This window comes from Pelagicoccus sp. SDUM812003, assembly GCF_031127815.1.
Taxonomy (GTDB): domain Bacteria; phylum Verrucomicrobiota; class Verrucomicrobiia; order Opitutales; family Opitutaceae; genus Pelagicoccus.
The window spans coordinates 351,693-373,744 of record NZ_JARXHY010000002.1 but is presented as its reverse complement, the minus strand read 5'-3'; the positions used below and the strand labels follow the sequence as shown (position 1 = coordinate 373,744).

At 58.5% G+C, this 22,052-nt stretch carries 14 protein-coding genes; 8 read left to right on the top strand and 6 right to left on the bottom strand.

The window, feature by feature from the left end; all coding sequences use genetic code 11:
• The 7 genes from QEH54_RS03775 (at position 1) to QEH54_RS03745 (ending at position 11,759) form a co-directional block, all read left to right on the top strand.
• Complete coding sequence (locus tag QEH54_RS03775) at positions 1-1,131, top strand: protein arginine kinase (RefSeq protein ID WP_309017291.1); 1,131 nt, start codon at positions 1-3, stop codon at positions 1,129-1,131.
• An 8-nt stretch (positions 1,132-1,139) separates the two neighbouring features.
• Positions 1,140-3,644: an ATP-dependent Clp protease ATP-binding subunit gene (locus tag QEH54_RS03770; RefSeq protein ID WP_345785631.1), complete on the top strand. Its 2,505-nt coding sequence runs from the start codon at positions 1,140-1,142 to the stop codon at positions 3,642-3,644.
• Positions 3,645-3,793: 149 nt separating this feature from the next.
• Positions 3,794-7,852 carry a S8 family serine peptidase gene (locus QEH54_RS03765; RefSeq protein ID WP_309017289.1) on the top strand — a complete coding sequence of 1,353 codons (4,059 nt, stop codon included), beginning with the start codon at positions 3,794-3,796 and terminating at the stop codon, positions 7,850-7,852.
• Positions 7,853-7,957: 105 nt separating this feature from the next.
• Complete coding sequence (gene obgE, locus QEH54_RS03760; protein WP_309017288.1) at positions 7,958-9,016, top strand: GTPase ObgE; 1,059 nt, start codon at positions 7,958-7,960, stop codon at positions 9,014-9,016.
• A 49-nt stretch (positions 9,017-9,065) separates the two neighbouring features.
• The gene (locus QEH54_RS03755) at positions 9,066-9,551 is read left to right on the top strand and encodes a hypothetical protein (protein ID WP_309017287.1); all 486 of its coding nucleotides are present in this window, start codon (positions 9,066-9,068) and stop codon (positions 9,549-9,551) included.
• A 6-nt stretch (positions 9,552-9,557) separates the two neighbouring features.
• On the top strand, positions 9,558-11,273 hold the full coding sequence (locus QEH54_RS03750) for a GspE/PulE family protein (RefSeq protein ID WP_309017286.1): 1,716 nt from the start codon (positions 9,558-9,560) through the stop codon (positions 11,271-11,273).
• 75 nt (positions 11,274-11,348) lie between these two features.
• Positions 11,349-11,759, top strand: a complete 411-nt coding sequence (locus QEH54_RS03745; protein WP_309017285.1) for a hypothetical protein — start codon at positions 11,349-11,351, stop codon at positions 11,757-11,759.
• Positions 11,760-11,769: 10 nt separating this feature from the next.
• Here the strand turns inward: QEH54_RS03745 and QEH54_RS03740 are convergent, their stop codons facing one another.
• The 6 genes from QEH54_RS03740 to msrA all read right to left on the bottom strand — a co-directional run bounded on the left by QEH54_RS03740 (position 11,770) and on the right by msrA (position 20,995).
• Positions 11,770-12,384 carry a peroxiredoxin-like family protein gene (locus QEH54_RS03740; RefSeq protein ID WP_309017284.1) on the bottom strand — a complete coding sequence of 205 codons (615 nt, stop codon included), beginning with the start codon at positions 12,382-12,384 and terminating at the stop codon, positions 11,770-11,772.
• 96 nt (positions 12,385-12,480) lie between these two features.
• Entirely contained in the window at positions 12,481-13,371 is an 891-nt protein-coding gene (gene speB / locus QEH54_RS03735; RefSeq protein WP_309017283.1) for an agmatinase, read from the bottom strand.
• 1 nt (position 13,372) lies between these two features.
• A complete protein-coding gene (nspC, locus tag QEH54_RS03730; RefSeq protein ID WP_309017282.1) occupies positions 13,373-14,536 on the bottom strand; it encodes a carboxynorspermidine decarboxylase in 1,164 nt (387 codons plus the stop codon).
• An 85-nt stretch (positions 14,537-14,621) separates the two neighbouring features.
• The gene (locus tag QEH54_RS03725; protein ID WP_309017281.1) at positions 14,622-15,827 is read right to left on the bottom strand and encodes a saccharopine dehydrogenase family protein; all 1,206 of its coding nucleotides are present in this window, start codon (positions 15,825-15,827) and stop codon (positions 14,622-14,624) included.
• Between the two features lie 594 nt (positions 15,828-16,421).
• Positions 16,422-20,171 carry an ATP-binding protein gene (locus QEH54_RS03720; RefSeq protein ID WP_309017280.1) on the bottom strand — a complete coding sequence of 1,250 codons (3,750 nt, stop codon included), beginning with the start codon at positions 20,169-20,171 and terminating at the stop codon, positions 16,422-16,424.
• Positions 20,172-20,449: 278 nt separating this feature from the next.
• Positions 20,450-20,995, bottom strand: a complete 546-nt coding sequence (gene msrA, locus QEH54_RS03715) for a peptide-methionine (S)-S-oxide reductase MsrA (protein ID WP_345785637.1) — start codon at positions 20,993-20,995, stop codon at positions 20,450-20,452.
• Positions 20,996-21,208: 213 nt separating this feature from the next.
• Between msrA and QEH54_RS03710 the strand changes: the two genes are divergently transcribed.
• Positions 21,209-22,051, top strand: a complete 843-nt coding sequence (locus QEH54_RS03710) for a ParB/RepB/Spo0J family partition protein (RefSeq protein ID WP_309017278.1) — start codon at positions 21,209-21,211, stop codon at positions 22,049-22,051.
• Position 22,052: the final 1 nt, after the last annotated feature.

Sequence of the window (22,052 nt, the reverse complement as noted above, 5' to 3'; positions counted from 1 at the left end):
ATGCTGATTAAGAGTATATTTGGCGGCAAGTCAGAGGTCATCGAAGCCAGCGCGAAAAAGTGCCCGGTGGTGCTGATGACCCGCATCCGCCTGGCGAGAAACCTGGCGGACGTGCCGTTTCCGGGGTGGGCCAAAGAGTCGCGCAAGCGCGAGGTGCTCGAGACATGTTTGCCCGCGGTGGCGTCGCTGCCGCAGATGAAGCGCGGCATCAGCGCGGAGATCCATTCGCTTTCCGATCTGGAGCGGGAGATCCTGGTGGAACGGCATTTGATCAGCCGCGAGCTATCCAGTCACGCCGAGGAAGCGGGGGTGGTCATCAGCAAGGACCAGTCGATTTCGGTGATGATCAACGAGGAGGACCACTTGAGGATCCAGGTCATCAAGTCCGGCTACCGCTTCAAGCAGGCTTGGGGGGTGATCGACGGTCTGGACACCGCCTTGGAGGATCAGCTCGATTTCGCTTTCTCCGAGAAGGTCGGCTACCTGACGGCCTGTCCCACGAATCTGGGCACAGGCATGCGGGCTTCGGCCATGATGCACCTGCCCGCTCTGGTCATATCCAGCCAGATGGAGAAGGTGGTGCGAGCGGTCAACCAGCTGGGCATCGCGGTGCGGGGCCTGTTTGGCGAGGGGTCCGACGCCAGCGGCAGCATTTTCCAAATTTCGAACCAAACCACCTTGGGCGAGTCAGAGGAAGAGATCATCAAGCGTCTGTCTGCGGTGCTGCGCACCATCATCGATCAGGAGATGAACGCTCGGGAGAAGATTTTGGAGAAGGACCCGAACAAGCTTTTCGACAAGATCGGCCGAGCCTACGGCATCCTGCAGAACAGCCACCTGCTCACCTCTTCGGAGTGCATGAATCTGGCGTCTCTGGTGCGCTTCGGCGTGGATCTGGAGATGTTTCCCGAGAAGACCCGCAACGTGGTCGACCGCATGTTTATCGAGTGCCAGCCAGGCCACGTTAAGTACCATGCGGGCAACGATATCGATTCTGGCGCGCGTGATGCTTTCCGAGCTCAATACATGCGACGCCAATTCGAACACGTGGAACGGCCCCTTTTTAACCTTCACCAAACAACTAGCCCAGACGATACCCCTGAAACCGATCCTGAGAAGGAAACCAATTAACTCGAGATATGGAACCAATGAACAATTTCACTCCGCGCGCCCAGCAGGTCCTTGCCTTGGCGCGTAAGGAGGCAGACCGTTTTCACCACAACTACGTCGGCACGGAGCACATCTTGCTCGGCCTGATCAAATTGGGTCAGGGAGTGGCGGTGAGCGTGCTCCAGAAAATGGGGCTGGACTTGGAGACCGTGCGCAGCGCCGTGGAGAAGCAGGTCGGTTCCGGTCCGGAGGGCAAGACCGCTGGCAGCATCCCCTATACGCCGCGAGTCAAGAAGGTGCTGGCCTTGGCGGGCAAGGAGGCCAAGGCCCTCAATCACAGCTACGTGGGCACGGAGCATATCCTGCTCGGCTTGCTTCGCGAAGGCGAGGGCGTGGCGGCCCGCGTGCTGAAGTCGCTCGACGTGGACATCGAACGCACCCGAAACGAGATCCTGAGGGAGCTCGATCCGCAGTTTTCCGGAGAAACCGAAGAAGCGGTTTCGCCTGGTCGTAGCCAGACCCCTGAAGACAAGAAGGAAGCTAAGACCCCGGCCCTCAAGGCCTTTGGCCGCGATCTGACCGAACTGGCTCGCAAGGGCGAGCTCGATCCGGTGATCGGTCGCAAGAACGAGATTCGCCGCGTGATCCAGATCCTTTGTCGCCGCACCAAGAACAACCCGGTGCTGATCGGTGAGGCCGGCGTGGGCAAGACCGCTATCGTGGAAGGGCTCGCTCTGGAGATTTCCAGTGGCGTGGTCCCGGAGATTCTCGCTGACAAGAAGGTCATCACTCTCGACCTGGCGTTGATGGTGGCGGGCACCAAGTACCGCGGTCAGTTCGAGGAGCGCATCAAGGCGGTCATGGACGAGATCAAGCGGGCTGGAAACGTGATCATTTTCATCGACGAGCTGCATACCATCGTGGGAGCGGGCGCCGCGGAAGGCGCTATGGACGCGTCGAACATTTTCAAGCCAGCCCTCTCGCGGGGCGAGCTGCAGTGCATCGGAGCGACCACGCTCAACGAGTATCGCAAGTTCATCGAAAAGGACAGCGCCTTGGATCGTCGTTTCCAAAGCGTGAAGGTCGAAGCGCCCAGCATCGAGGACACCGTGCTGATCCTGAAGGGCATCCGAGGGAAGTACGAAGAGCATCACAAGGCCGTCTTCACCGACGAGTCTCTGGAAGCCTCCGCCAAGCTTTCCGATCGCTACATCACTTCTCGCCACCTGCCGGACAAGGCCATCGACGTGATGGACGAGGCCGGGTCGCGGGCCCGCATCGCCTCGCTCAACCGTCCTCCGGAGATCGAGACCTTGAGCAAGCACATCGAAGAGGTTTGCAGCAGCAAGGAAGAGGCCATCAGCAAGCAGCATTTCGAAGAAGCGGCCAAGTTCCGCGACGAGGAGAAGCAGCTGCGCAAGAAGCAGGAGGACATTCTCGAAAACTGGAAAAAGAGCCGTGAGGAGAATCGCATCACGATTGGCGAGGATGACATTTTGAAGGTGGTATCCGATTGGACAGGCGTGCCCCTGCAGCGACTGGAGAAGAAGGAAACCGAGCGTCTGCTTCAGCTCGAGAAGGAGCTTCAGGATGCGGTTATCGGGCAGGACGAGGCTTGCGTGGCCATCGCCAAGGCTCTACGCCGCAGCCGGGCGGACCTCAAGGATCCGAAGCGCCCCATTGGTTCGTTCATGTTTCTCGGCCCGACCGGCGTGGGAAAGACCTTCCTAGCTCGGACCCTGGCGGAAAAGATGTTTGGCGATCGCGACGCGATCATCCAGGTCGACATGTCCGAGTACATGGAGAAGTTCTCCGTGTCTCGCATGATCGGTTCGCCTCCAGGTTATGTCGGCCATGAGGAGGGCGGCCAGCTCTCCGAGCAGGTGCGTCGCAAGCCGTACTCTCTCGTGCTCTTCGACGAAATCGAAAAGGCCCACCCGGACGTCGTGCAGATCATGCTGCAGATCTTCGAAGAAGGACACCTCACCGACAGTTTGGGACGCATCATCGATTTCCGAAACACCATCATCATCATGACCACCAACGTGGGGGCTAGCGTGATCCAGAAGCAGACCACTATGGGCTTCGGAGCTGCGACGAGCATGGCGGACGATTTCGAAGGCACCAAAGCCAAGGTGATGGAAGAGGCCAAGAAGGTCTTCAAGCCGGAGTTCCTCAACCGCATCAACGACCTGATCGTTTTCCACAGCCTGGTCCGCAAGGATCTGGTCCGCATCGTGGACCTGGAAATCGCCAAGTTGCAGAAGCGTCTGGTGGACAAGAAGATCACCTTGACCCTTGATGCGGACTCCAAGGAGCTGCTCATCGACAACGGCTACGACGAGAAGTACGGCGCACGGCCGCTTCGCCGCTCCATCGAGCGGTTCCTCGAAGATCCCTTGGCGGAAGCCTTGCTCAGCGGCGAGGTGGAAGAGGGCGATGACGTGTTGGTGGTTCGCGACGGCGATCAGCTCAAGTTCACCAAACCTGCCGAGGTGGAGGGAGAGGGCGAAGAGGTTTCCTCCGAGTCCTAAGCCGACCGAGCGCAGTTAACATTTTCCAAAAAGCCGTGGATCCCTAGGGGTCTACGGTTTTTTGTGAATACGCATCGCCCCCGTCTCCGTACCCTTTTGGTGAGTCGCAGCGAAGCAACCCCGAACGCAGCCAGCTGCCTTCCGCTACCGTGAGCAAGAATAGAATAGAACTCTCGATATGGGGAGCCGTTGTCGCTGCCCTAGCCGCGCTGGCCCTGCTTTTTGCTACGCAGCAGTCTCGCGTTCCCTTGGCGGAAACCGACGCTCCCGCACGGTCCGATTCAGGGATCAGCGAAGCGTCGCAGGCGGCCGAGCTGGTCGATTCGAATCCGACTGGGGAGGAAGGCGATCGGGATACTGATGCGTCGCCCCGTGAGCGAGCTCCCTGGCAGCTCCGGTATCCCGGGGCGGATATCCTGCAATCGCGCATGCTCGAGGGAAAGGCGGTGGCGACAAGGCAAACCCTGCTCCGTTCGGGCTTCGAGACGCTTCCCTACGTCGTCTGGGAGGATTCTCTCGCAGAAAACGAAGTCGGGCAGTGGGTGGTGGCTCGTTCCACTGCGTATGTGGGCGATGTGATTTACGCGGATATTTCTCCAGAGTCGCTGGATGTCGAAGACTTGGATCGCTTTCTGGCTGAAAACGATCTGACGATCAAGCGTCGTTCGTTGCACTCTGGATACGCGTGGCTAAGCATTGGCGCCCCCGACTTGGACAAGCTTGAGTCGGTCTTGGGCGCGTTCCGTTCCCGTTTTCCCACAGCCAACGCGGAGCTTGACGTGATCAGCTTTCCGTCCTCGGTGCCGAGCGATCTCGATCTGGCCTACGCTTGGGGACAGGAGAAGATCGGCGCCGTCGACGCTTGGAACTTTGAAACGGGGGACAGCGAGGTAGTCGTAGCTGTGATTGATACCGGAGTGAACATCGACCACCCCGACCTTTTCGATAATCTGCTAAAGAACACCAGCGGCGACAGTTGGGATTTCGTGGATGCGGATTCGATTCCCGAGGAAACCGATGGCCATGGAACGCATGTGGCTGGCATCGTGGCCGCGGCGGCAGGCAATGGAATTGGAACGATCGGCGTCAGCTGGGGGTGCAAAGTCCTGCCGTTGAAAGCCGGTGACGAGTCAGGACTGACCACGCTGGCGATCAACGACGCCCTAGGCTATGCTCGCAAGATGAAGGAACGCTACGACGATCCCAACCGCTCGGGCGGCTTGAATATTGTAGCCACGAACAATTCCTATGGATCCGGCACAGGAAACAACAGCTCGAGAGATGAGATCGAAAGGCATCAAAACGCCGGCATTCTCTTTGTCGCCGCCGCAGGCAACGACGGTATCGATATCGACAACGAGGGAGGCTCCTATCCCGCAGGCTATGAGTGGGACAACATAATCTCTGTCGCAAATTCCAACCAGGAGGACGATTTGTATTCGGGATCCAGCTACGGATTGGTGGGAGTGGATCTGTCGGCGCCCGGTGTGGAAATATATTCGACGTATACGAATGGAGGATACGAAAATCAGACAGGTACCTCGATGGCGAGCCCGATGGTGGCGGGAGCGGTCGCTTTGCTGGCGAGCGCTGAACCGACGCTAAGCTGGGATGAGATAAAGGCGCGGTTGCTAGCCACGGTGGATGTGGTGCCCTCTCAGATAGGGAAAACGGTCACAGGGGGCCGTCTCAATGTCGCCCGGGCGTTGAAACCGGAGCTGGAGGGCCATGCGATCGCCGAGCTCAACTATCCGCGCGATTTGGTGGTTCTCGATTCGGAGAGGGCTATCGCCACCTTCGCTATCAAGGCGAAGGACGAGGCAGCGATTTCCGCAGTCTTGAGCGAAGGCGCGGGGAAACTTGAATTGGAGAGCGAGCTGCCGGGGCTGCACGTCTACAGGTACTCGCCTGGAGCGTCAGAGGTCGCTCGTATCACCTTTTCCGCTACGCTTGGCGGTGTCGTTCGGAAGCTTGTGAAAACCTTGGTCGTCGGAGAGGTCGATGACGTGCTTACCGGGCTTTCGCATCGGTATGAATTCGAAGGCAGCGGAACCACCGAGTCCGATCTTGCTGGCGCAGGAAACGGGGCTTTGTCCGGTGTGACGCGTCAGAGTACCGAATACGGAGGCAGCGCCCGATTTGGCGAGTCCACGAGCAAGATGAGTTTCAATGGCCAATTTTCGAATAGGGTGACCATGACCGCTCTGGTGCGGCCGGAGGACCTGCAGGCCAGTCCGCACCCCAGAATCGTGAACATGCCGTTCTACTATTTGTACTTCTCTTCGGGGCAGGGCGCTTCGGTGCCCGACGGCAATCGCGAGACGCTGAAGTTTTTTGCGGACCGGCAGCAAGGAATAGGGGTGTGGAACGCTCCGCCGAGCAGCATCCTGAATGATAGGTGGGTTTTTGTAGCGGCGAGCTATGACAGTCGTGACGTTTCGAATACGCCGAAGCTGTACATCAACGGTGTGTCGCAGCCAGTGCGTACGCAATCGGTCCCTCTCGGAAATCAGCTCTCCACGCAGAATACCTCGTATTTGGGAAACAATGACGCCGACACACGTCGCTTTCACGGACAGATGGCAAGCGTCCGTGTCTACAATCGTGAATTGAGCGACGCGGAAATCGCCCAGGTGGCAGTGGCAGCGCAGAAGGAGAAATGGAGCGGCGTCGGCGTGTTGGCTCCGGAGGTCTTGGTCGTGGGTCAGTCCAGCTCGTTCAGTTTTCAAGCAGAGGATGAGCTGGATCTGGTTGCTCCACCCGTATGGTCGGCCCACGGGGAGGAGACGCCTATCGTCGACCAGATCGAAGGCGGTTCTACCCGTATCCGTTTTCCAAGCGCAGGCGACTACGTGGTGCAGGCCAGCGTTTCCGATGGCTTGGTCTCGCGCGTTTTCAGTGTACCCGTGATAGTGGCGAGCGACGCTCCGGTAGCGGGAGTCTACCACGGAGAGACCACTGGCGGCGGCTTGGTTTGGTTGCAGGTCGATGAGGATGTGGCGACGGGGCGATTCACTCTCTTCGATCCGGCATCGGGCTACTTTATCAATCGGCGCTTGGTCACGGTAGATCCTGGCACGGGCGACTTCTTCGCTACCGACCTAGCGGGAGCGAGCATCGCCGGTCGGGTCGCAGGCGTGATATCGGGTGAAATCGTGGACTTGGGAATCGGTTTCAACGGACGTTTGCCGGACGTCTCCTCAGGGTTTTCGGAGCGAGAGGGGCGATACGTCGGTGGCGTGCTAGGCCAAGGAAACAGCCGCATCGAACTGGTGGTCGAGGACGACCAGCAGGCGTATTTGGTAAGGGAGGGCGTCAAGCGCGACGTGGCGGTGGGCCGAGTTTCAGGGCCTCACATGCCGCTTTCGGAGAACGAGCTTTCCATGACGACGGCCACGGGAGACGCGGTGAAAGGGGCGTTCAGCTTCGAAGGCGACGCCATTCGAGGAAGCATTGGAGAGGAGGCGTTTTTCGCCAAGCGCGTCGGCAGCTCTTTGGATAGCGAGTTGCAAGGCGGCTTGTTGGGAGCTCGAGCGCAACAGAGCCAGCAAGCGTTTCTCGCTCAGTTGCTTCGAGAAGGGGAATCGGTCGATCCTTTGCTGGCCAGCGCTCGCTGGGGCGGGCGGTTTTCCGAATCCCTCGATCACTCTGGCTACTTTTTCGTCGGCCTGAAGGCGTCGGCGGGGGGCGCTGGGGTTTGGCAGTCCGAGGAGATGGAATTGCAGGAGGCGTTTCTCGGCGCCTGGCAGTCCGATGGAAACCTGCTGGGAGCCGCGTCGGCGCGAGGCGTCGCAGGTCGTTTACCCGCGTTTTCCGAGACCAGCGGCGTCTTGGGGATTCGCATCGCCGGAAGTGAGCCCAGGGAGATCCTGGTGAGAGCGGCTGGTTTCGACAGTTTGGCATGGTTCGCGGAGGATCCGGGTCTGGAGGTTTACGCGATCAGCGAAACCGGCCGGTGTTCCTTGCTGACTGAAAACGACGACTGGCAGGATGGCTTGATCAACGGGATTTCGGGAGATCGCAGCTCCATGGTCGAGCAGGCATCCGAAGCGTTGGGCTTGGAGGCCTTTGAAGAAGGCTCCAGGGAATCCGCTCTGCGCGTCTGGCTCGAGCCCGGCCAGTATCTTGTGGGGCTCCGGGCTTCGTCGGGAGCGGTCGGCCCGAGTCTGGTGGAGATCTACAAGCTGCCGTTTCTCGACTTCGAGTAGACCTGTCGAGCGGGTGTTGGCCGGATCGGACGATGGTTTCGCCCGCCGCAAAGGCGGGCGCAGATGAGTTGCATTCCTAGTGGGCGCTCCTATTGGTTTCGCTCTATGTTTGTAGATGAAGTGAGAATCATCGCCCAGGCGGGCGACGGCGGAGACGGCTGCATAAGCTTTCGTCGCGAGAAATACGAAGCCTTCGGCGGTCCAAATGGTGGCGATGGAGGCAAGGGGGGAGACGTGATTCTCGAAGGTACGAACAACGAGAACCACCTGATCAAGTACAAGTACCAGCCGCAGTGGAAGGCGGAGCGCGGCCAGCATGGCATGGGCTCGGATCGAATCGGCCGCAGCGGAAAGGACGAGGTGCTACTGGTGCCCTTGGGCACGATTGTTTCCAATCGCGAAACCGGCCAGGTGGTGGCGGAGATTTTGGAAATCGGGCAGCGAGTCCGTCTGCTCAAAGGAGGCAGCGGCGGCTGGGGGAACGCCAAGTTCAAGAGCTCGGTCAACCGGGCTCCGCGGCGGGCCAATCCGGGCGAGCCCGGCGAAACGGGCGAGTTTCAGCTGGTGTTGAAAACCATCGCCGACGTGGGCTTGGTAGGCTATCCAAACGCGGGCAAGTCCACCCTCACCAACATGATCACCAACGCCCGCCCGAAGATGGCTGCCTATCCGTTTACCACGTTGCATCCCGGAGTGGGAGTGATCGAGTATCCCGATAAGTATCAACGGCTTCTGATGGCGGACATTCCGGGCATCATCGAGGGCGCCAGCGAGAACCGCGGCCTTGGTCACCGGTTTCTACGTCACATCGAACGCTGTTTCGTGCTCACGTTCATCATCGACATGTCAGGCATCGATGGACGGGATCCCTGGGATGACTACGAACAGCTCGTCGCGGAGTTGGGCGCCTATGATAAGTCGTTGCTGGACAAGCCCCGTATCGTGCTGGCCAACAAGATGGACGAGGAGGTGGCAGCGGAGAACTTGAAGCAGTTCAGGCAGCGCCACGACATCCTGATCCAGCCGATTTCCTGCCTGAGCGAGGAAGGGATCGCGGAATTTAAGGAAGTTCTCTGGGAAAAGGTGTCGGATGCTAAAGCTAGAATGAAAGAAGCCGAGATACGAGATAGCAATTCTGCGAACGACGACTCGGATTCACACTAGCGACATAGCTTCCACACTTTAACCTATGGCCAGCCTTAAGCCTCTAATTATGCGATCGAACCGCCTGCTCGGAGCGAGCTTGGTGGAGCGTGGACTCGTATCTATAGAGGATTTGGACAGCGCCAATGAACGGTTTCTAGAGCTATTGTCCAACGCGACCGGCGAATTGCGCCTCAGCTTGCTCTCCATCCTCATGAACGAGAAGCAGACCCTCACCGAGAACCGGCTGATCGAGTTTCTCATCGAGGAGGAAGGGCTAGGCGTGATTGACGTGCGAAACATGGAAGTGCCCGAAGAGCTGGAAAGCGCTGTAGAGCGCTCCGAATGCTGGGCCACTTGGACCGTGCCATTCGACTCGGTGGAGGACACTCGGTACCTCGCTACTGCCTATTATCTGAGCCCAGCTGTTCGTTCGTTCTGGGAGGACAAGATTACCGGAAAGATCATCTGGTACGCTGCTCCTTTGCATTCGATCACCGAATACCTGGAAGCTTTAGAGGCAGAGGAGGCCAAGGCTGAGATGTCAGTCAACTAGTCCTAGATGGCGTTGGGTCGATTGCAGTGCGGAATCGTCGATCACCTCAGGGAGCTCAACTATTTGGGCGAGGATCAGGCGGCGGAGATCAAGGCGAAGGAGGAGGAGCTAAACGGCAGCGCCTTCGACGACTTGCTTCTGGTCGACTACCGCATTTCCTCCCACCAGCTCAACATCGCTAAGGCCAAGACCTACGGGGTCTCGCCCATCAACGTCAAACGCGTCAACATAGACGTCGGGACCTGGGAGCTGCTCGACCAGGACTTTTGCGCCACGCACCAGGTTCTGCCTGTCAGTTGCGTGGGCAAATACATCGTGGTCGCTCTGGCCAATCCCTTCGAGCTCACGCTCACCACCCGAATTTCCGAGATCAGCAAAAAGCAGGTCGTGGCGCTGCTCGCTCCGCAGGCGGACCTGGCAGAAGTGCTCAAGCAAGATCCCAAGCGCGAGGACACCCAGTTCGAGGACGTGGTGGAAGCGGTCGGGATGGAGTACGACGAAGGCGAAATCGAAGAAGGCGAGGAAGGCCTGGAGAGCGAGGAGTCCGCTCCTATCATTCAGCTCGGCAATCGCATCATCGAAGACGCCTATTTCGCCGGAGCTTCCGACATCCACATCGAACCGCGGGAAAAGGAGCTCGTCGTTCGCTACCGCATCGATGGGGTGTGTCAGGAAAAGCTGAAACTGCCTCCTAAAGTATCCGGATCCTTGGTGGCTCGTATGAAGATCATGTCCAACTTGGACATTGCCGAACGCCGTCTTCCGCAGGACGGGCGTATCGTCTTCAAGCAGTTCACCAAGAAAAGCATCGATATCGACCTCCGCGTTTCCACCGCTCCGCTCAACTACGGCGAAGGCGTGGTGATGCGTATCCTCGACAAGCAGAAGTCGACCTTGCCCATGTCGGCCTTGGGGTTTTCGCAGGCGAATCTCGAAAAGTACCGCGACGTGATTCAGCAGCCCTACGGCATGATCTTGCACTGCGGTCCTACCGGATCCGGCAAGTCAATGACCCTGTATTCCGCCCTCAACGAGATCAACAATCCAGGGCTGGTGATCCGTACGGCGGAGGATCCGATCGAATACACGCTGAACGGCATCAATCAGATGCAGATGAACCGCCAGATCGGGCTCACCTTCGCCAGCGCTCTGCGGGCCTTTCTTCGTCAGGATCCGGACATCATCCTAGTGGGGGAGATTCGTGACCAGGAAACGGCGAACATCGCAGTGGAAGCGGCCCTGACCGGCCACTTGCTGATCAGCACCTTGCACACCAATGACGCCCCCGGTACCATCGCTCGTCTGACGGACATGGGCATCGAGCCCTTCATGATTTCGTCCTCGCTGCTGTGCGTCTGCGCCCAGCGTCTGATGCGTCGCGTTTGCAAGACCTGCCGAATCCAGGTGGAGCCGGAAGGACGCGAGAAGATGGTGCTGGAAAAAGGGATCGGCTGGAGCGGCCCCATTTTCAGGCACAATCCCAAGGGCTGTCCGCGTTGCTCGAACACCGGCTACAAGGGCCGTGTGGGTATTCACGAGCTCATGACAGTCAGCGAGCAGCTGATCGAAGACATCAACAAGGAGCGGGAAACGGCGGACATCAAGCGCACCGCGGTGCGCGATGGCATGAAAACGCTCCACCAGGACAGCTTGCTCAAGGTCAAGGACGGAATCACGACCTTGGAGGAAGCTCTGGCTACGGTACCGGTCGACTTGTTCTAGCCGTCGCGCCTCCCTCGCAAGCTAGGAGGACCCGAAAGGCTTGCCAGCGATGCGCCTTCAGCTAGCGTGGTCCGCATGAAATCTGCCCCTTTAGCGTTTCTGTTCTCGTTGCTTTTTCTCGTGGCATGCGGTGTTGGACCGGAGCCTGAAAGCCTGGAAGGAGAGGAAAACGCTGCCGCGGTGGTGAACGCCTTTTTACGCGCTTTGGAAGCAGAGGATTTCGACAAGGCGAAACAGTTTCTGTATTCAAAACCGGATTACATCCTAAGGGATCTCGCCCACTGTCGCGACTTGTTCTTTTCCGAGGAGGCCACAGGCATCAGCGTGATGCAGGTTGGGCACGAGGAGTATGGGCATAAGTGGCAGATTTTCGTGGACGTGAAGATCAACTATGGTCCGCGCATGAAACAGCTCCATTTCGTGCTCGCCCCTGACGAGATCCCGAAGCTTCGAGGTGTAAACCCGATCGTTCCAATCGATCCCTAGTGGGTTCGAATCATTCCTTGTTCGCTAGCGTTTTAGCGACTGCGAGAATTAGGTCGCCCGAGATTCGCTCGGAGTAGTCAGGATTCACATACGAAAACTCCACGGTGTTTTTGGGGCCGATCAGAAAGACGGCCGGCACTGGGAGCCTGTTCTTGTTCTTTCCGCCGGAGTTCTTTTCAAGATCGATTCCGTAGGCCTTGTATTTGAGCAAGGTCGCCTTGTCCAAGGTGAAGTCTATGCCAAAGGCTTCCGCTGCTTCGAACGAGCTGTCTGAGAAAAGCTGATACGGCAAGTCTGCGTCTTTCTCGACCGTGTTCAACATTTCGGGAGAATCCGGGCTGATGGCGACGATCTGGTAGCCCAGATCGATCAGCTCCTGCTCGATTTGCGCCAGTTCCTGCAGGTGCTTGCTGCAATACGGGCACCAACCGCCGCGATAGAAGATCAGAGCGGTACGCTTTTCCTTGAGCAAGCTAGGCAGGTACTGCGTGGCTCCGGACTCGTCGACCACATTGACCTTGGGCGTCTTCATGCCGATGAGTAGAGGCGCCACCTCGGTCGCTTTACGGGCCTGAAGAGGCGCGACTGCAAGGAGAAGGGCGAAAAGTGCGATGAATCTGTTCATGTGGAAAGCAACGTTTTGAACAGGGAGACGCAGGCAGCCGATTTTATTCCCGTGGAGTAAGGAAAAAATCCAAAGGCGCTCCTGCGACGGTCCCGTCTACCGACTCAGACAGTTCAAGCGCTGGGCGATTTCCATGAATTTGAAGATCAGGTTCGCGACGAGAAAATCAGGCGCGTGCTGACCGGGCTGGGGAGCGAGTTCCACGAAGTCGGCTCCAAGCAGCTTTCGCCCTTTGAGCGCCCTTTCGATGCCGTCGATGGCTTGGTACCAGTTGAGGCCGCCTGGAACGGGAGTGCCGGTGGTGGGCATGATGGATGGATCCAGGCCGTCCACGTCGAAAGTGATAAAAACGTGCTCCGGAAACCCGTCCGGCAGCAGCTGCTCCGGGTACCCCTTCCAATAGAGTTCGGCAGCGTCGAGATAGGTGACGCCTCGCTCTATGCGGCGGTCCGCTTCCTCCTTGCAGAGGGCGCGCACGCCGATCTGGTGCAGCGGGATGCCTAGGTCCGTGCAGCGTTCCATGACGCTGGCATGGCTGTATAGGTTTCCTTGATACGCATAGCGAAGGTCGGCATGCGCGTCGAACTGAACGATGCCGAAGGGGATGTCGAGCTCGACGCAGGCTTGAACGGGACCGAGCGTCAGGGCGTGTTCGCCGCCAAGAAGAATGGGGCATTTACCGATGTTGAGCGCCGCTCGCGTGGCGACTTTGATGTTTTCGATGACCACCGCAGGCGGAGCATTGCAATTGACCTTCGGGGCGGTGTAGATGCCGGCATCGCCAGGGAAGCTCCCTTCCAGATAGCTTTCCAGTTGTGTGGAGGCATGCAAGATGGCGTTTGGACCGTTCACGGTGCCGCCCTCGTAGGACACGCTGCTCTCCCACGGTACGGGGATGATGTGGAAGGTGGCGTCGTGCGGATTTGAGGGCTGGATGTCGTCCGAGTGGAATTCGGGGGGATTGGCGTAGGGATCGGAGGAGGGCATGTTAGGAGAGACGGTCGCGGTAGTCGCTGTAGTTGAATTCTCTGACGATGGTCAGAGACTTGGTTGAGGGCTCCCAAGTGGCTATGGCCGGATGCTTGATGCCGTTGAAGGTGCTGGTCTTGACCATGGTGTAGTGGGCCATATCGAGGAAGAAGAGGCGGCTTCCGGGGCGCAGCGGCTGGTCGAAGGAGTAGTGTCCGATCGTATCGCCTGCCAGACAGGAAAGCCCCCCGAGACTGTAGGTGTGGGCTTTTTCGTTTGGCTCGGCGGCGCCCACGATTTCCGGTCTGTAGGGCATTTCCAATACATCCGGCATATGGCAGGTTGCGGACAGGTCGAGGATGGCGATGGGTGTTTCCTCATCGATGATGTCGAGCACCGTGGCGACAAGTACTCCGGTATTGATGGCCATGGCTTCGCCCGGTTCGAGGTAGATCTCGAGATGCGGGTAGCGGTTTTTGAAGTCCTTGAGTAGGCGGACCAAACGAGGGACATCGTAGGTGGGACTCGAAATGTGGTGGCCGCCGCCGAAATTGACCCACTTCATCCGAGGGAGGAGGTCGCCGAACTTTTTCTCGAAGTGCGGGAGAGTGCGCTCGAGCGTATCCGAATTCTGCTCACACATTGTATGAAAGTGAAGCCCTTCGACGCCCGCTAGATCCTGGCCTTCGAGGGCCGAGCGCCGGATGCCGAGGCGGGAGCCAGCGACACAAGGATTGTAGATGTCGGTCTCTACCTCGCTGTATTCAGGATTCACGCGCAAACCGCAGGAGACGCTGCGCTCATGGGCGTCTACCGTTGGCTTGTGCTTTCGGAACTGAGCGAGCGAATTGAAGGAAATGTGATGGGCGCATGCCAGCACCTCCTGCATATCCACATCGGTGAAGGCTGGCGCGAAGCAGTGCACTTCCTTGCCGAACTTCTCGGCGCCGAGCTCCGCTTCCCAAGGCCCGCTGGCGCAAACCCCTGCTACGTAGTCGCGCATGATGGGGAACACGCTGTGCATGGCGAAGCCTTTGAGAGCGGCCAGGATTTTGACTCCGGTCTGATCCTGCACGGACTTTATGATTTCCAGATTGGAACGCAATCGTTGCAGATCGACGACGTAGGCTGGGGAAGGGGTTTCGGGCGGCAGCCCGGGATCGTAGTGGACGATGTGATCCATGTACTAAAGGAAAAAAGGTAAGAACGAAGAAGGAAGAATTAGGAAGCGCTCTTAACTTCCTAATTCCGCGTTCTGACTTCTAGATTTAGGCGAGTGGGGCGGGCTTTTCGTCGAGCCAGGTCTCTACCCAAGGCAGGCCTTGCGTGTTGAGTTGGTCCATGAAGGGGTCCGGGTCGAACTGCTCCACGTTGAAGACGCCTTGGCCGCGCCACTTGCCGGTGAGCATCATTTTGGCTCCGATCATGGCGGGAACACCGGTGGTGTAGCTGATCGCTTGGGACTTCACCTCGCGGTAGCATTCCTCGTGGTCGCAGATGTTGTAGAGGTAGTAGTGCTTGCGCTCGCCAGCCTTTTCACCATCGGCCACGATGCCGATGCAGGTCTTGCCCTTTGTGGTTTCGCCGAGCGATCCGGGATCGGGCAGCACGGCCTTGAGGAACTGCAGCGGGATGATTTCCTGCCCATTGTAGACGACGGGATCGATACGCGTCATGCCCACGTTTTCGAGCACCTTCAAATGCGTGAGGTACTGCTGGCCAAAGGTCATCCAGAAGCGCATGCGCTTGATATCCGGGAAATGTTTGGTGAGCGATTCCATTTCCTCGTGGTACATCAGGTACATGTCCTTCGGACCAATTCCGTCAGGAAAATCGAATACGCGCTTCTCGGAGAGCGGGGGCGTTTCCTTCCATTGGCCGTTCTCGAAGTAGCGACCATTGGCGGTGACTTCGCGAATGTTGATCTCCGGATTGAAGTTGGTGGCGAAATGCTTGCCGTGGTCGCCCGCGTTGCAGTCTATGATATCGAGCGTATCGATGGTATCGAAGTGGTGCTTTTTCGCGTAGGCGGTGAAAATGTTGGTCACGCCAGGGTCGAAACCAGAGCCGAGCAGGGCCATGATGCCTGCGTCCTTGAAGCGGTCGTGATAGGCCCACTGCCAGCTGTATTCGAATTTCGCTTCGTCGCGCGGCTCGTAGTTTGCGGTATCCAGATAGTCGGTACCTGTCTCCAAGCACGCGTCCATGATAGCCAGATCCTGATAGGGCAGAGCCACGTTGAGAACGAGGTCCGGCTGGAAATCCTTGATCAGGGCGACCGTTTCTTCGGTCTTGTCGGCGTCGAGCTGAGCGGTGTGCACCTCGCTGTCGATTTGGGCCGCGATCTTGTCGCAGCTGGATTTGCGACGGCTGGCGAGTAGGATTTCGCCAAATACATCGCGGTTCATGGCGCATTTATGGGTTACGACGCTGCCGACGCCGCCGGCTCCGATGATTAGGACTTTTTTGCTCATGAGTCGAGAGAAGTGGTTTGTGGTTAACACTCTCAGTTTTCGCTACTGAAAGGCACGTTTGTCAGCGAATCGTGAGGGCTGATCAAGCGCATTGTGAGAAAGGATCGCCCGCTTCGACGGGAGTCCGATCGATGAATGGCAATTAAGGAAGCATGCTTGGTGCTTGGCTTCAAGTGAAGGCTAGCCTCTAGGGTATGGAACGGAGATGAGTTGCGTACTTGCTGAAAAAGGGGACCCGCCTCTATTTACTCCGGCAGCCGATCTCTGATAGAATGGCGGATGAAGCTGGGTCCACTCTGGGTGCAGCTTCGAGGAAAACAGAAAGGTACACTATGGATTTTCCCCCAGTGACAAACCTCTTGAACGCGACATTCGATGGGCAATTGAACCATCGGGACGTCAACAGCGGCTCAGATACGTCCGCCCAAGCCCCTCAACCGGTGGCGAGCGGCGAAAACTCAGGTTCTTCTGATGGACTCGGCCCCGATTCGGAGGGTTCGAGTGGATCGTATCGAGTTGGAAGTCATCTCAATGTGACAGCTTAAGTCCATTCGAAGCGAAGCGTTTTTCTACTCATATGGGGGTCGCTGGAAGTTATGAGCCGGCGACTCCTTCTTTTTTGGTAGAAAAGGGCGCTTCGTCTGGGAGGGATGGGCGCTTCGCCAGCACGGATTCGATGGCTTTTCTGAGGGTGGCTCGTTCAAGCGGCTTGGTTAGGTAGTCCGACATTCCCGCCTCGATCGCCACCTCGCGATCGCCATCGGTGGAGTTGCCGGTCACGGCCACGATGGGCGGCGACCTGTCGCCGAGAGTCTGAAAGATCAGACGGGCGCTCTCCACGCCATCCATCTCGGGCATCTGAATGTCCATGAGGATGAGTTTGTAGGGCTTTCGCGCTGCGATGGAGGCGGCCTTTCGCCCGCTGTCCACAATGTCGCAGGAGTAGCCGATGCGGCGCAGCATCATGGCGGTGACCTGCTGATTGATGGGGTTGTCCTCCACCAGGAGGATGTCTCGGGGCGAAGCGTCCGGCTCGTGATCGGAATCGGATCCGAAGCTCGGGATCTTGGCGAAGAAAGGAACGCTGGTCGAAGGGGCTTTTCCCTCGTAGTTCTCGACCTCTTCTGCAGTCGGCACGCGCGTGGGTATGTGAAGCGAAAAGGTGGACCCCTGTCCCAATGCGCTGGATACGCTGATATCTCCACCCATCAGGGAGATCAGTTTCTTGCTGATGACGAGACCGAGTCCGGTACCGCCGAATCGCCGCTTGTTGGAGGAATCGATCTGGCTGAAGGACTTGAATAGGCGATCCATCTTCTGAGGGTCGATGCCGATGCCGGTGTCTTTGACCGAAAGGTACAGGTCGACTGCGCCGTTCTCCCTTTTCGAATAGCGGAGAGAGACCGTGATGGCGCCACGGTCGGTGAACTTCAGGGCGTTTCCGATCAGGTTGATCAGGATTTGATTGATTCGTATCGGATCGCCAACTACGAGTTCGGGCAGATCGTCTTCGATCTCCACGGCGAGCTCGATACCCTTTTCTCCACAGGATTGGTGGAAGAGCTTGCAGCAGTCCCGTAGGCAGCGCTCGGGAGAGAGCGGGATGCGGTCGATCTCGATCTTGCCGGATTCGATTTTCGAATAGTCGAGTATGTCGGAGATGATGGTGATGAGCGACTGACCGCTTGCGTAGATGGTTTTGAGCATGGCGTACTGCTCTCGCTCCAGTGGGGAGTCGAGCAGGTTGTCCACCATGCCGATGATGCAATTCATCGGGGTGCGGATCTCGTGGCTGACCATGGAGAGGAAGTCGCTCTTCGCCTGATTCGCCAGCTCGGCCTTCTTCTTGATCTCTCGTTCGTTGAGGTAGGCCTGGTGAAGCTTGAGGTTCTTTTCGCGCAAGGAACGCGTTTGAAAACGCACCTTTTCCTCCAGGACCTTCTGACGTTGCACGTGCTTTCGCTCGCGGCGTTTGAATACGGCCATCACGAGGAGAAACCCAATGAACGCGTATCCGAAGTAGGCGGGCCAGGTGAGATAGGGTGGAGGCTGTATTGAAAAGGCGATGACGGTGTCCGGACTTCTCAGGCCGTTCCGGGTGGTGGCGTTGATGTGAAGCTCGTAGGATCCGTGGGGGATGCGGGAAAGGGTGATCTCGCTGGTCTGCGCCGGATTGCTCCAGCTGTCGTCGTGCCCTTCGAGCTTATAACGATAGCGAATGCCGGACAGGCTGCGGAAGAACGGAGTGTTGAGCTCGAAGCGCAGGCTGTTTCGAAAATAGGAAAGCGGGCCCGCCGCTGCGATGGCTGCGAATTCGTCCCCTGAGAAGGTCTTGTCCTTTCGGATATCGGTGACCGAGTGGATGCTCGGAGCGGCCAGCGTGGTGCTGAAGCGCTGGTTGTTCGCTTCGATCCGGGCCAGCGTTTGCTTGGAAGTGAGCCACACCGTGCCGTCGGGATCGAAATACGCTTCGTTGGGGCGAAAGTCCACCAGCTGCAGGAGGGCGGAAGGGTCTTCGAGGTAGCTGCCGTCGCCCTGCTTTCGCAGAAAGGTGTTTCCGTCCAAGGCTGCGATCCAGAGGTCCCCGTTGGGGGCTTGAGCGAGTCGAGTGAGCTTGCGAACGTGATCGGGTATGAGCCGATTGACCGGCTCGTTGATCCGGAAACGGTTGGTTCCTGTATCGAACATCAGCACGCCTTTTCGGCTGGTGAAGCAGACTTGCTTGTCGAAGGGCCAGATCGCGATCCATTGGTCGGAGGTGAGTCCGTCGTCGACTCCGTATTCGATGTACCGATACGTCTCGGACGTCTTTTGAAGTCGTCCGATCGTCGATATGCCACGTTCCATCCAGATGTCGCCGTTTGGGGCTTCGAGCAATTTGTTCACCCCTCCGGCGATTGGGATGCTTTGCTCTATGGTCATCTCGGCGCCGGAAAAGTCGACCACGATGGCGTGATCGTGGTTAGTCAGCACGAAGCGACCGGGCGAGCTGGGCAGCGGATAGATGCGAAAGGCGGCGAGCTCGTCCTGAAGCGTTCGGGCGCCGGACTCCGGCGTCCAGAAGTGGAGCTTGTTGACGGTTGAAACCAGAACTCCGCCTTCGGTCGCGACCGCGTAGAGAACGTATTCGTCCTCGAAGTCGGTCACGGTGGAGAATGCGACCAGCCGTCCTCTCTCGTCGTAGGCGGCCCGGAAAAGCCTGCCGGAGCTTCGGATGTAGAGGTCTCCCTGGTGGCGCAGGATGTTGAAGTAGTCCAGCGGGAGGCCTTGGCGCTGGTCGAAGTAGGTGATCGGATTGGGGAATATGATTTGGGCTAGCCCGTCCGCCACCGTGGCCCACACGCACTGGTTCGGCGTGATGGCGATTTCGCCCACGTCGAGGAGTCGATGGTCGAGGCTTTGGTCCATTCGAAGAAGGATTTCGCCTGCCCGATTCACGAAGATCAGGCCTTCGTTTTGCAGCGAGATGGCCGCCATGTCCTCGCTGACCAACTCCATGTCGCGGGCCCGGCGGTTGGTTTCACGGGTTTCCAATGCGTCTCGGATATCGATCAGGCGCTCGCCGTCGAACAGCACGATGCCGCGGTGGCTATGGAAGAGCGCGGTCTTGCCGTCGAACCAGGGGGAGGCGCACTGGAACCAGCCGCTGTTCTGGTAGTAGTCCTCCAGCCCGTCGACTAGGAGCGGGCTTTCGCCCGAAACGTCGAGCAGTCCTGTCCCGCGTTGGATGACGTAGGCGTTTCCTTGGTTTTCGAAGATCGTTTCGATATTGGGAATGCTCCAAAGCTCGGAGCCGTTTTTTTCGTCCCAGCGAGCGAGGTGATTGAAACCGGCGAAAAAGACGGCGCCGCCGGCGAAGGCGATCTGGTCGAAATGCTCGACCGAGAGCTCGCTCGTCTGGTCGTCCTCGACCAACGAGGTGGCCACGTAGCGGCCCTTGTAGTCGAGCTCCAGCTTGCCCCAGTAGGCGATCCCGCCCACGTACAGCGTGCCGTCCGGGGCCTTTTTCACTGTGGCGAAGTCCTCCTGGCTGCGCCGGCCAGGGGCGCTGGCGGTTTTCCACTGGGTGCCGTCGAAGGCCGAAAGCTCGCCTTCGCTGGAAAAGAGCACGCGTCCGTACGCGTCGATGGTCACGAAGCGGCTGCCGCGCGGGGCGCCGATCTCGTAGCTGGGATGGATGCGAAAGTCAGGAAATCCCAGCTCCGATCGCTCGCTGCGTGGCGAGTCTTTCCCAGGTGGGGCAGAGGCAGGTTCGCCCCTGGCTTCGGGTAGCGCCCAATGGGCAGTCAGAAGGCAGATTGCGAGCAGCGTCCGTAGGAGGTGGCTATGCGGCGTTGGAGGCATTCAGGAGGTAGAGTTGGCTGAGCCGTGAGGTCCGGTGCAGGTAGACTCGCGTTTCGAACCTGTCGAAGGCTGTCAAGGGGATGGCAGGCGAGTACTTACAATCAACGCGAAACCGCGACCGATCAAGCATCGGTTTGCTCAGATCGCCCTCAATAGTCACCTGCGCTAGCCTTCGCTCCGCCCTGCGGGACAAACGATCCGGTAACGCTGCCATTTGCCGATGGGGCCGTTGGCGTGTGGAGCCGATGGGGCCGGCCTGGCCTCCTCGATTGGCTTGGCTATTCCAAACCGAGCTTTTTGAGCTTTGGAGTGATGACCGCTCGGCAGTAGGGGTAGGTCTTGTTCAACTCGTAGAATTCCTGGTGATAGTCCTCGGCTCGGTAGAAAGTGGCCGCGGCGGTGATCTCCGTCACGATAGGATCGGGGAAGTCGCCCGATGCGTCGGCCGCTTTCTTGGAGGCTTCCGCGATGCGCTTTTGGCGTTCGTCGTTGTAGTAGATCGCTGAGCGGTACTGCGTGCCCACGTCCGCACCTTGGCGGTTGAGGGTGGTGGGATCGTGAGACGCCCAGAAAACCTCCAGAATCCGTTCGAGCGAGACCTCCTTCGGGTCGAACGCCACCTGCACCACTTCGGCATGTCCGGTTTCTCCGGTGCAGACCGCTTTGTAGCTGGGGTTTTCCACGTGTCCGCCCATGTAGCCGCTGACGGCGCTTTTCACGCCATCGATGCGCTGATACACCGCTTCGACGCACCAGAAGCATCCGGCGCCGAGGGTGATGGTTTCGAGTTCTTGCGATTCGCGAGCTTCCGTTTCTGCAGTCATGGCGGTTTGGAGGGAGAGCAGAAGAGCTATCCCAAAGGTGAAGAGTTTGCTAGTCATTGTTTTAGATGGGCATGCGAGTTGGGAGGATTCGATGGTCGCCAACAGGAGGAACGATTTGCTCGGGATTTTCATTGCCAGATTCCACGCAAGCCTGAACCTGTGGCCCTCCCAAAACTCCATTTTTAGGAAAAACAGTATTTATTTTCTCACTACATGAGCCTCCAACGAATCAATCTAGACGAAATCGACATCTACGCAGGCACCCAGACCCGGGTGGAAACCAACGACGAAGCGATCGCTGGCTATGCTGAAAACATGAAGCAAGGGGCGGAGTTCCCTCCCATTTCGCTCTACTATGATGGCTCCAAGTATTTTCTGGCCGACGGTTTCCATCGCTTCCTCGCGGCCAAGCGTCTCGAGGAGAAGGACATACTCGCCGAGGTGCACGAAGGTTCGCGCACGGACGCTCTGATCGCGGCCCTCGGAGCCAACGCCACCAACGGGCTTTATCGCACCAATGCCGACAAGCGGCACGCGGCGGAGATCGCGCTGGAGGAATGGTCGGATCGCTCCAACGCCTACTTGGCGGACATCTGCAAGGTTTCCATCGAATTGGTCCGCCGCGTGCGCAAGTCCATGGGGCTGGACAATCCGGATTTGGTGATCGGAAAGGACGGGAAGAGCTACCCGAGCAGCGTCGAGCGCTCGCCGCGTCACGGGGGCGAGGAGCGCGAGAAGAACGACGGCAGCTCGGGCGAGCCGTCCGGCGGCGGTGGCGGGGCGCCATCTAAGAAGAACGCGAACATCACCGATACCGCGGGCGGAACCCGCAACGAGCTGGAGGTGGAAGCTCGCCAGATGATCCGAAACGGCGAGATGGACCCCAGGGAGCTCGACACGCTGCCGACGGCCATCCCCAACGACTACGCGGTGGCCGCGATCGGTATTTTGGATCGCATGAAAAAAGACGATCCCAAGTACCCGCAGGCCCTGGACCGGATCGAGAAATGGGTCATGCAGCGCAAGGCGGAGCTGCTGGTCGCTTCCGGGGCTTGAA

What these genes read in the sequence shown, in the direction of transcription:
- msrA (WP_345785637.1), bottom strand. Translation starts at nt 20,995, where the DNA reads ATGACTGCAGAAACGGAAGCTCGCGAATCGCAAGAACTCGAAACCATC.
- QEH54_RS03775 (WP_309017291.1), top strand. Translation starts at nt 1, where the DNA reads ATGCTGATTAAGAGTATATTTGGCGGCAAGTCAGAGGTCATCGAAGCC.
- QEH54_RS03745 (WP_309017285.1), top strand. Translation starts at nt 11,349, where the DNA reads ATGAAATCTGCCCCTTTAGCGTTTCTGTTCTCGTTGCTTTTTCTCGTG.
- QEH54_RS03750 (WP_309017286.1), top strand. Translation starts at nt 9,558, where the DNA reads ATGGCGTTGGGTCGATTGCAGTGCGGAATCGTCGATCACCTCAGGGAG.
- QEH54_RS03755 (WP_309017287.1), top strand. Translation starts at nt 9,066, where the DNA reads ATGCGATCGAACCGCCTGCTCGGAGCGAGCTTGGTGGAGCGTGGACTC.
- nspC (WP_309017282.1), bottom strand. Translation starts at nt 14,536, where the DNA reads ATGGATCACATCGTCCACTACGATCCCGGGCTGCCGCCCGAAACCCCT.
- QEH54_RS03740 (WP_309017284.1), bottom strand. Translation starts at nt 12,384, where the DNA reads ATGAACAGATTCATCGCACTTTTCGCCCTTCTCCTTGCAGTCGCGCCT.
- QEH54_RS03710 (WP_309017278.1), top strand. Translation starts at nt 21,209, where the DNA reads ATGAGCCTCCAACGAATCAATCTAGACGAAATCGACATCTACGCAGGC.
- obgE (WP_309017288.1), top strand. Translation starts at nt 7,958, where the DNA reads ATGTTTGTAGATGAAGTGAGAATCATCGCCCAGGCGGGCGACGGCGGA.
- QEH54_RS03720 (WP_309017280.1), bottom strand. Translation starts at nt 20,171, where the DNA reads ATGCCTCCAACGCCGCATAGCCACCTCCTACGGACGCTGCTCGCAATC.
- QEH54_RS03725 (WP_309017281.1), bottom strand. Translation starts at nt 15,827, where the DNA reads ATGAGCAAAAAAGTCCTAATCATCGGAGCCGGCGGCGTCGGCAGCGTC.
- QEH54_RS03770 (WP_345785631.1), top strand. Translation starts at nt 1,140, where the DNA reads ATGGAACCAATGAACAATTTCACTCCGCGCGCCCAGCAGGTCCTTGCC.
- speB (WP_309017283.1), bottom strand. Translation starts at nt 13,371, where the DNA reads ATGCCCTCCTCCGATCCCTACGCCAATCCCCCCGAATTCCACTCGGAC.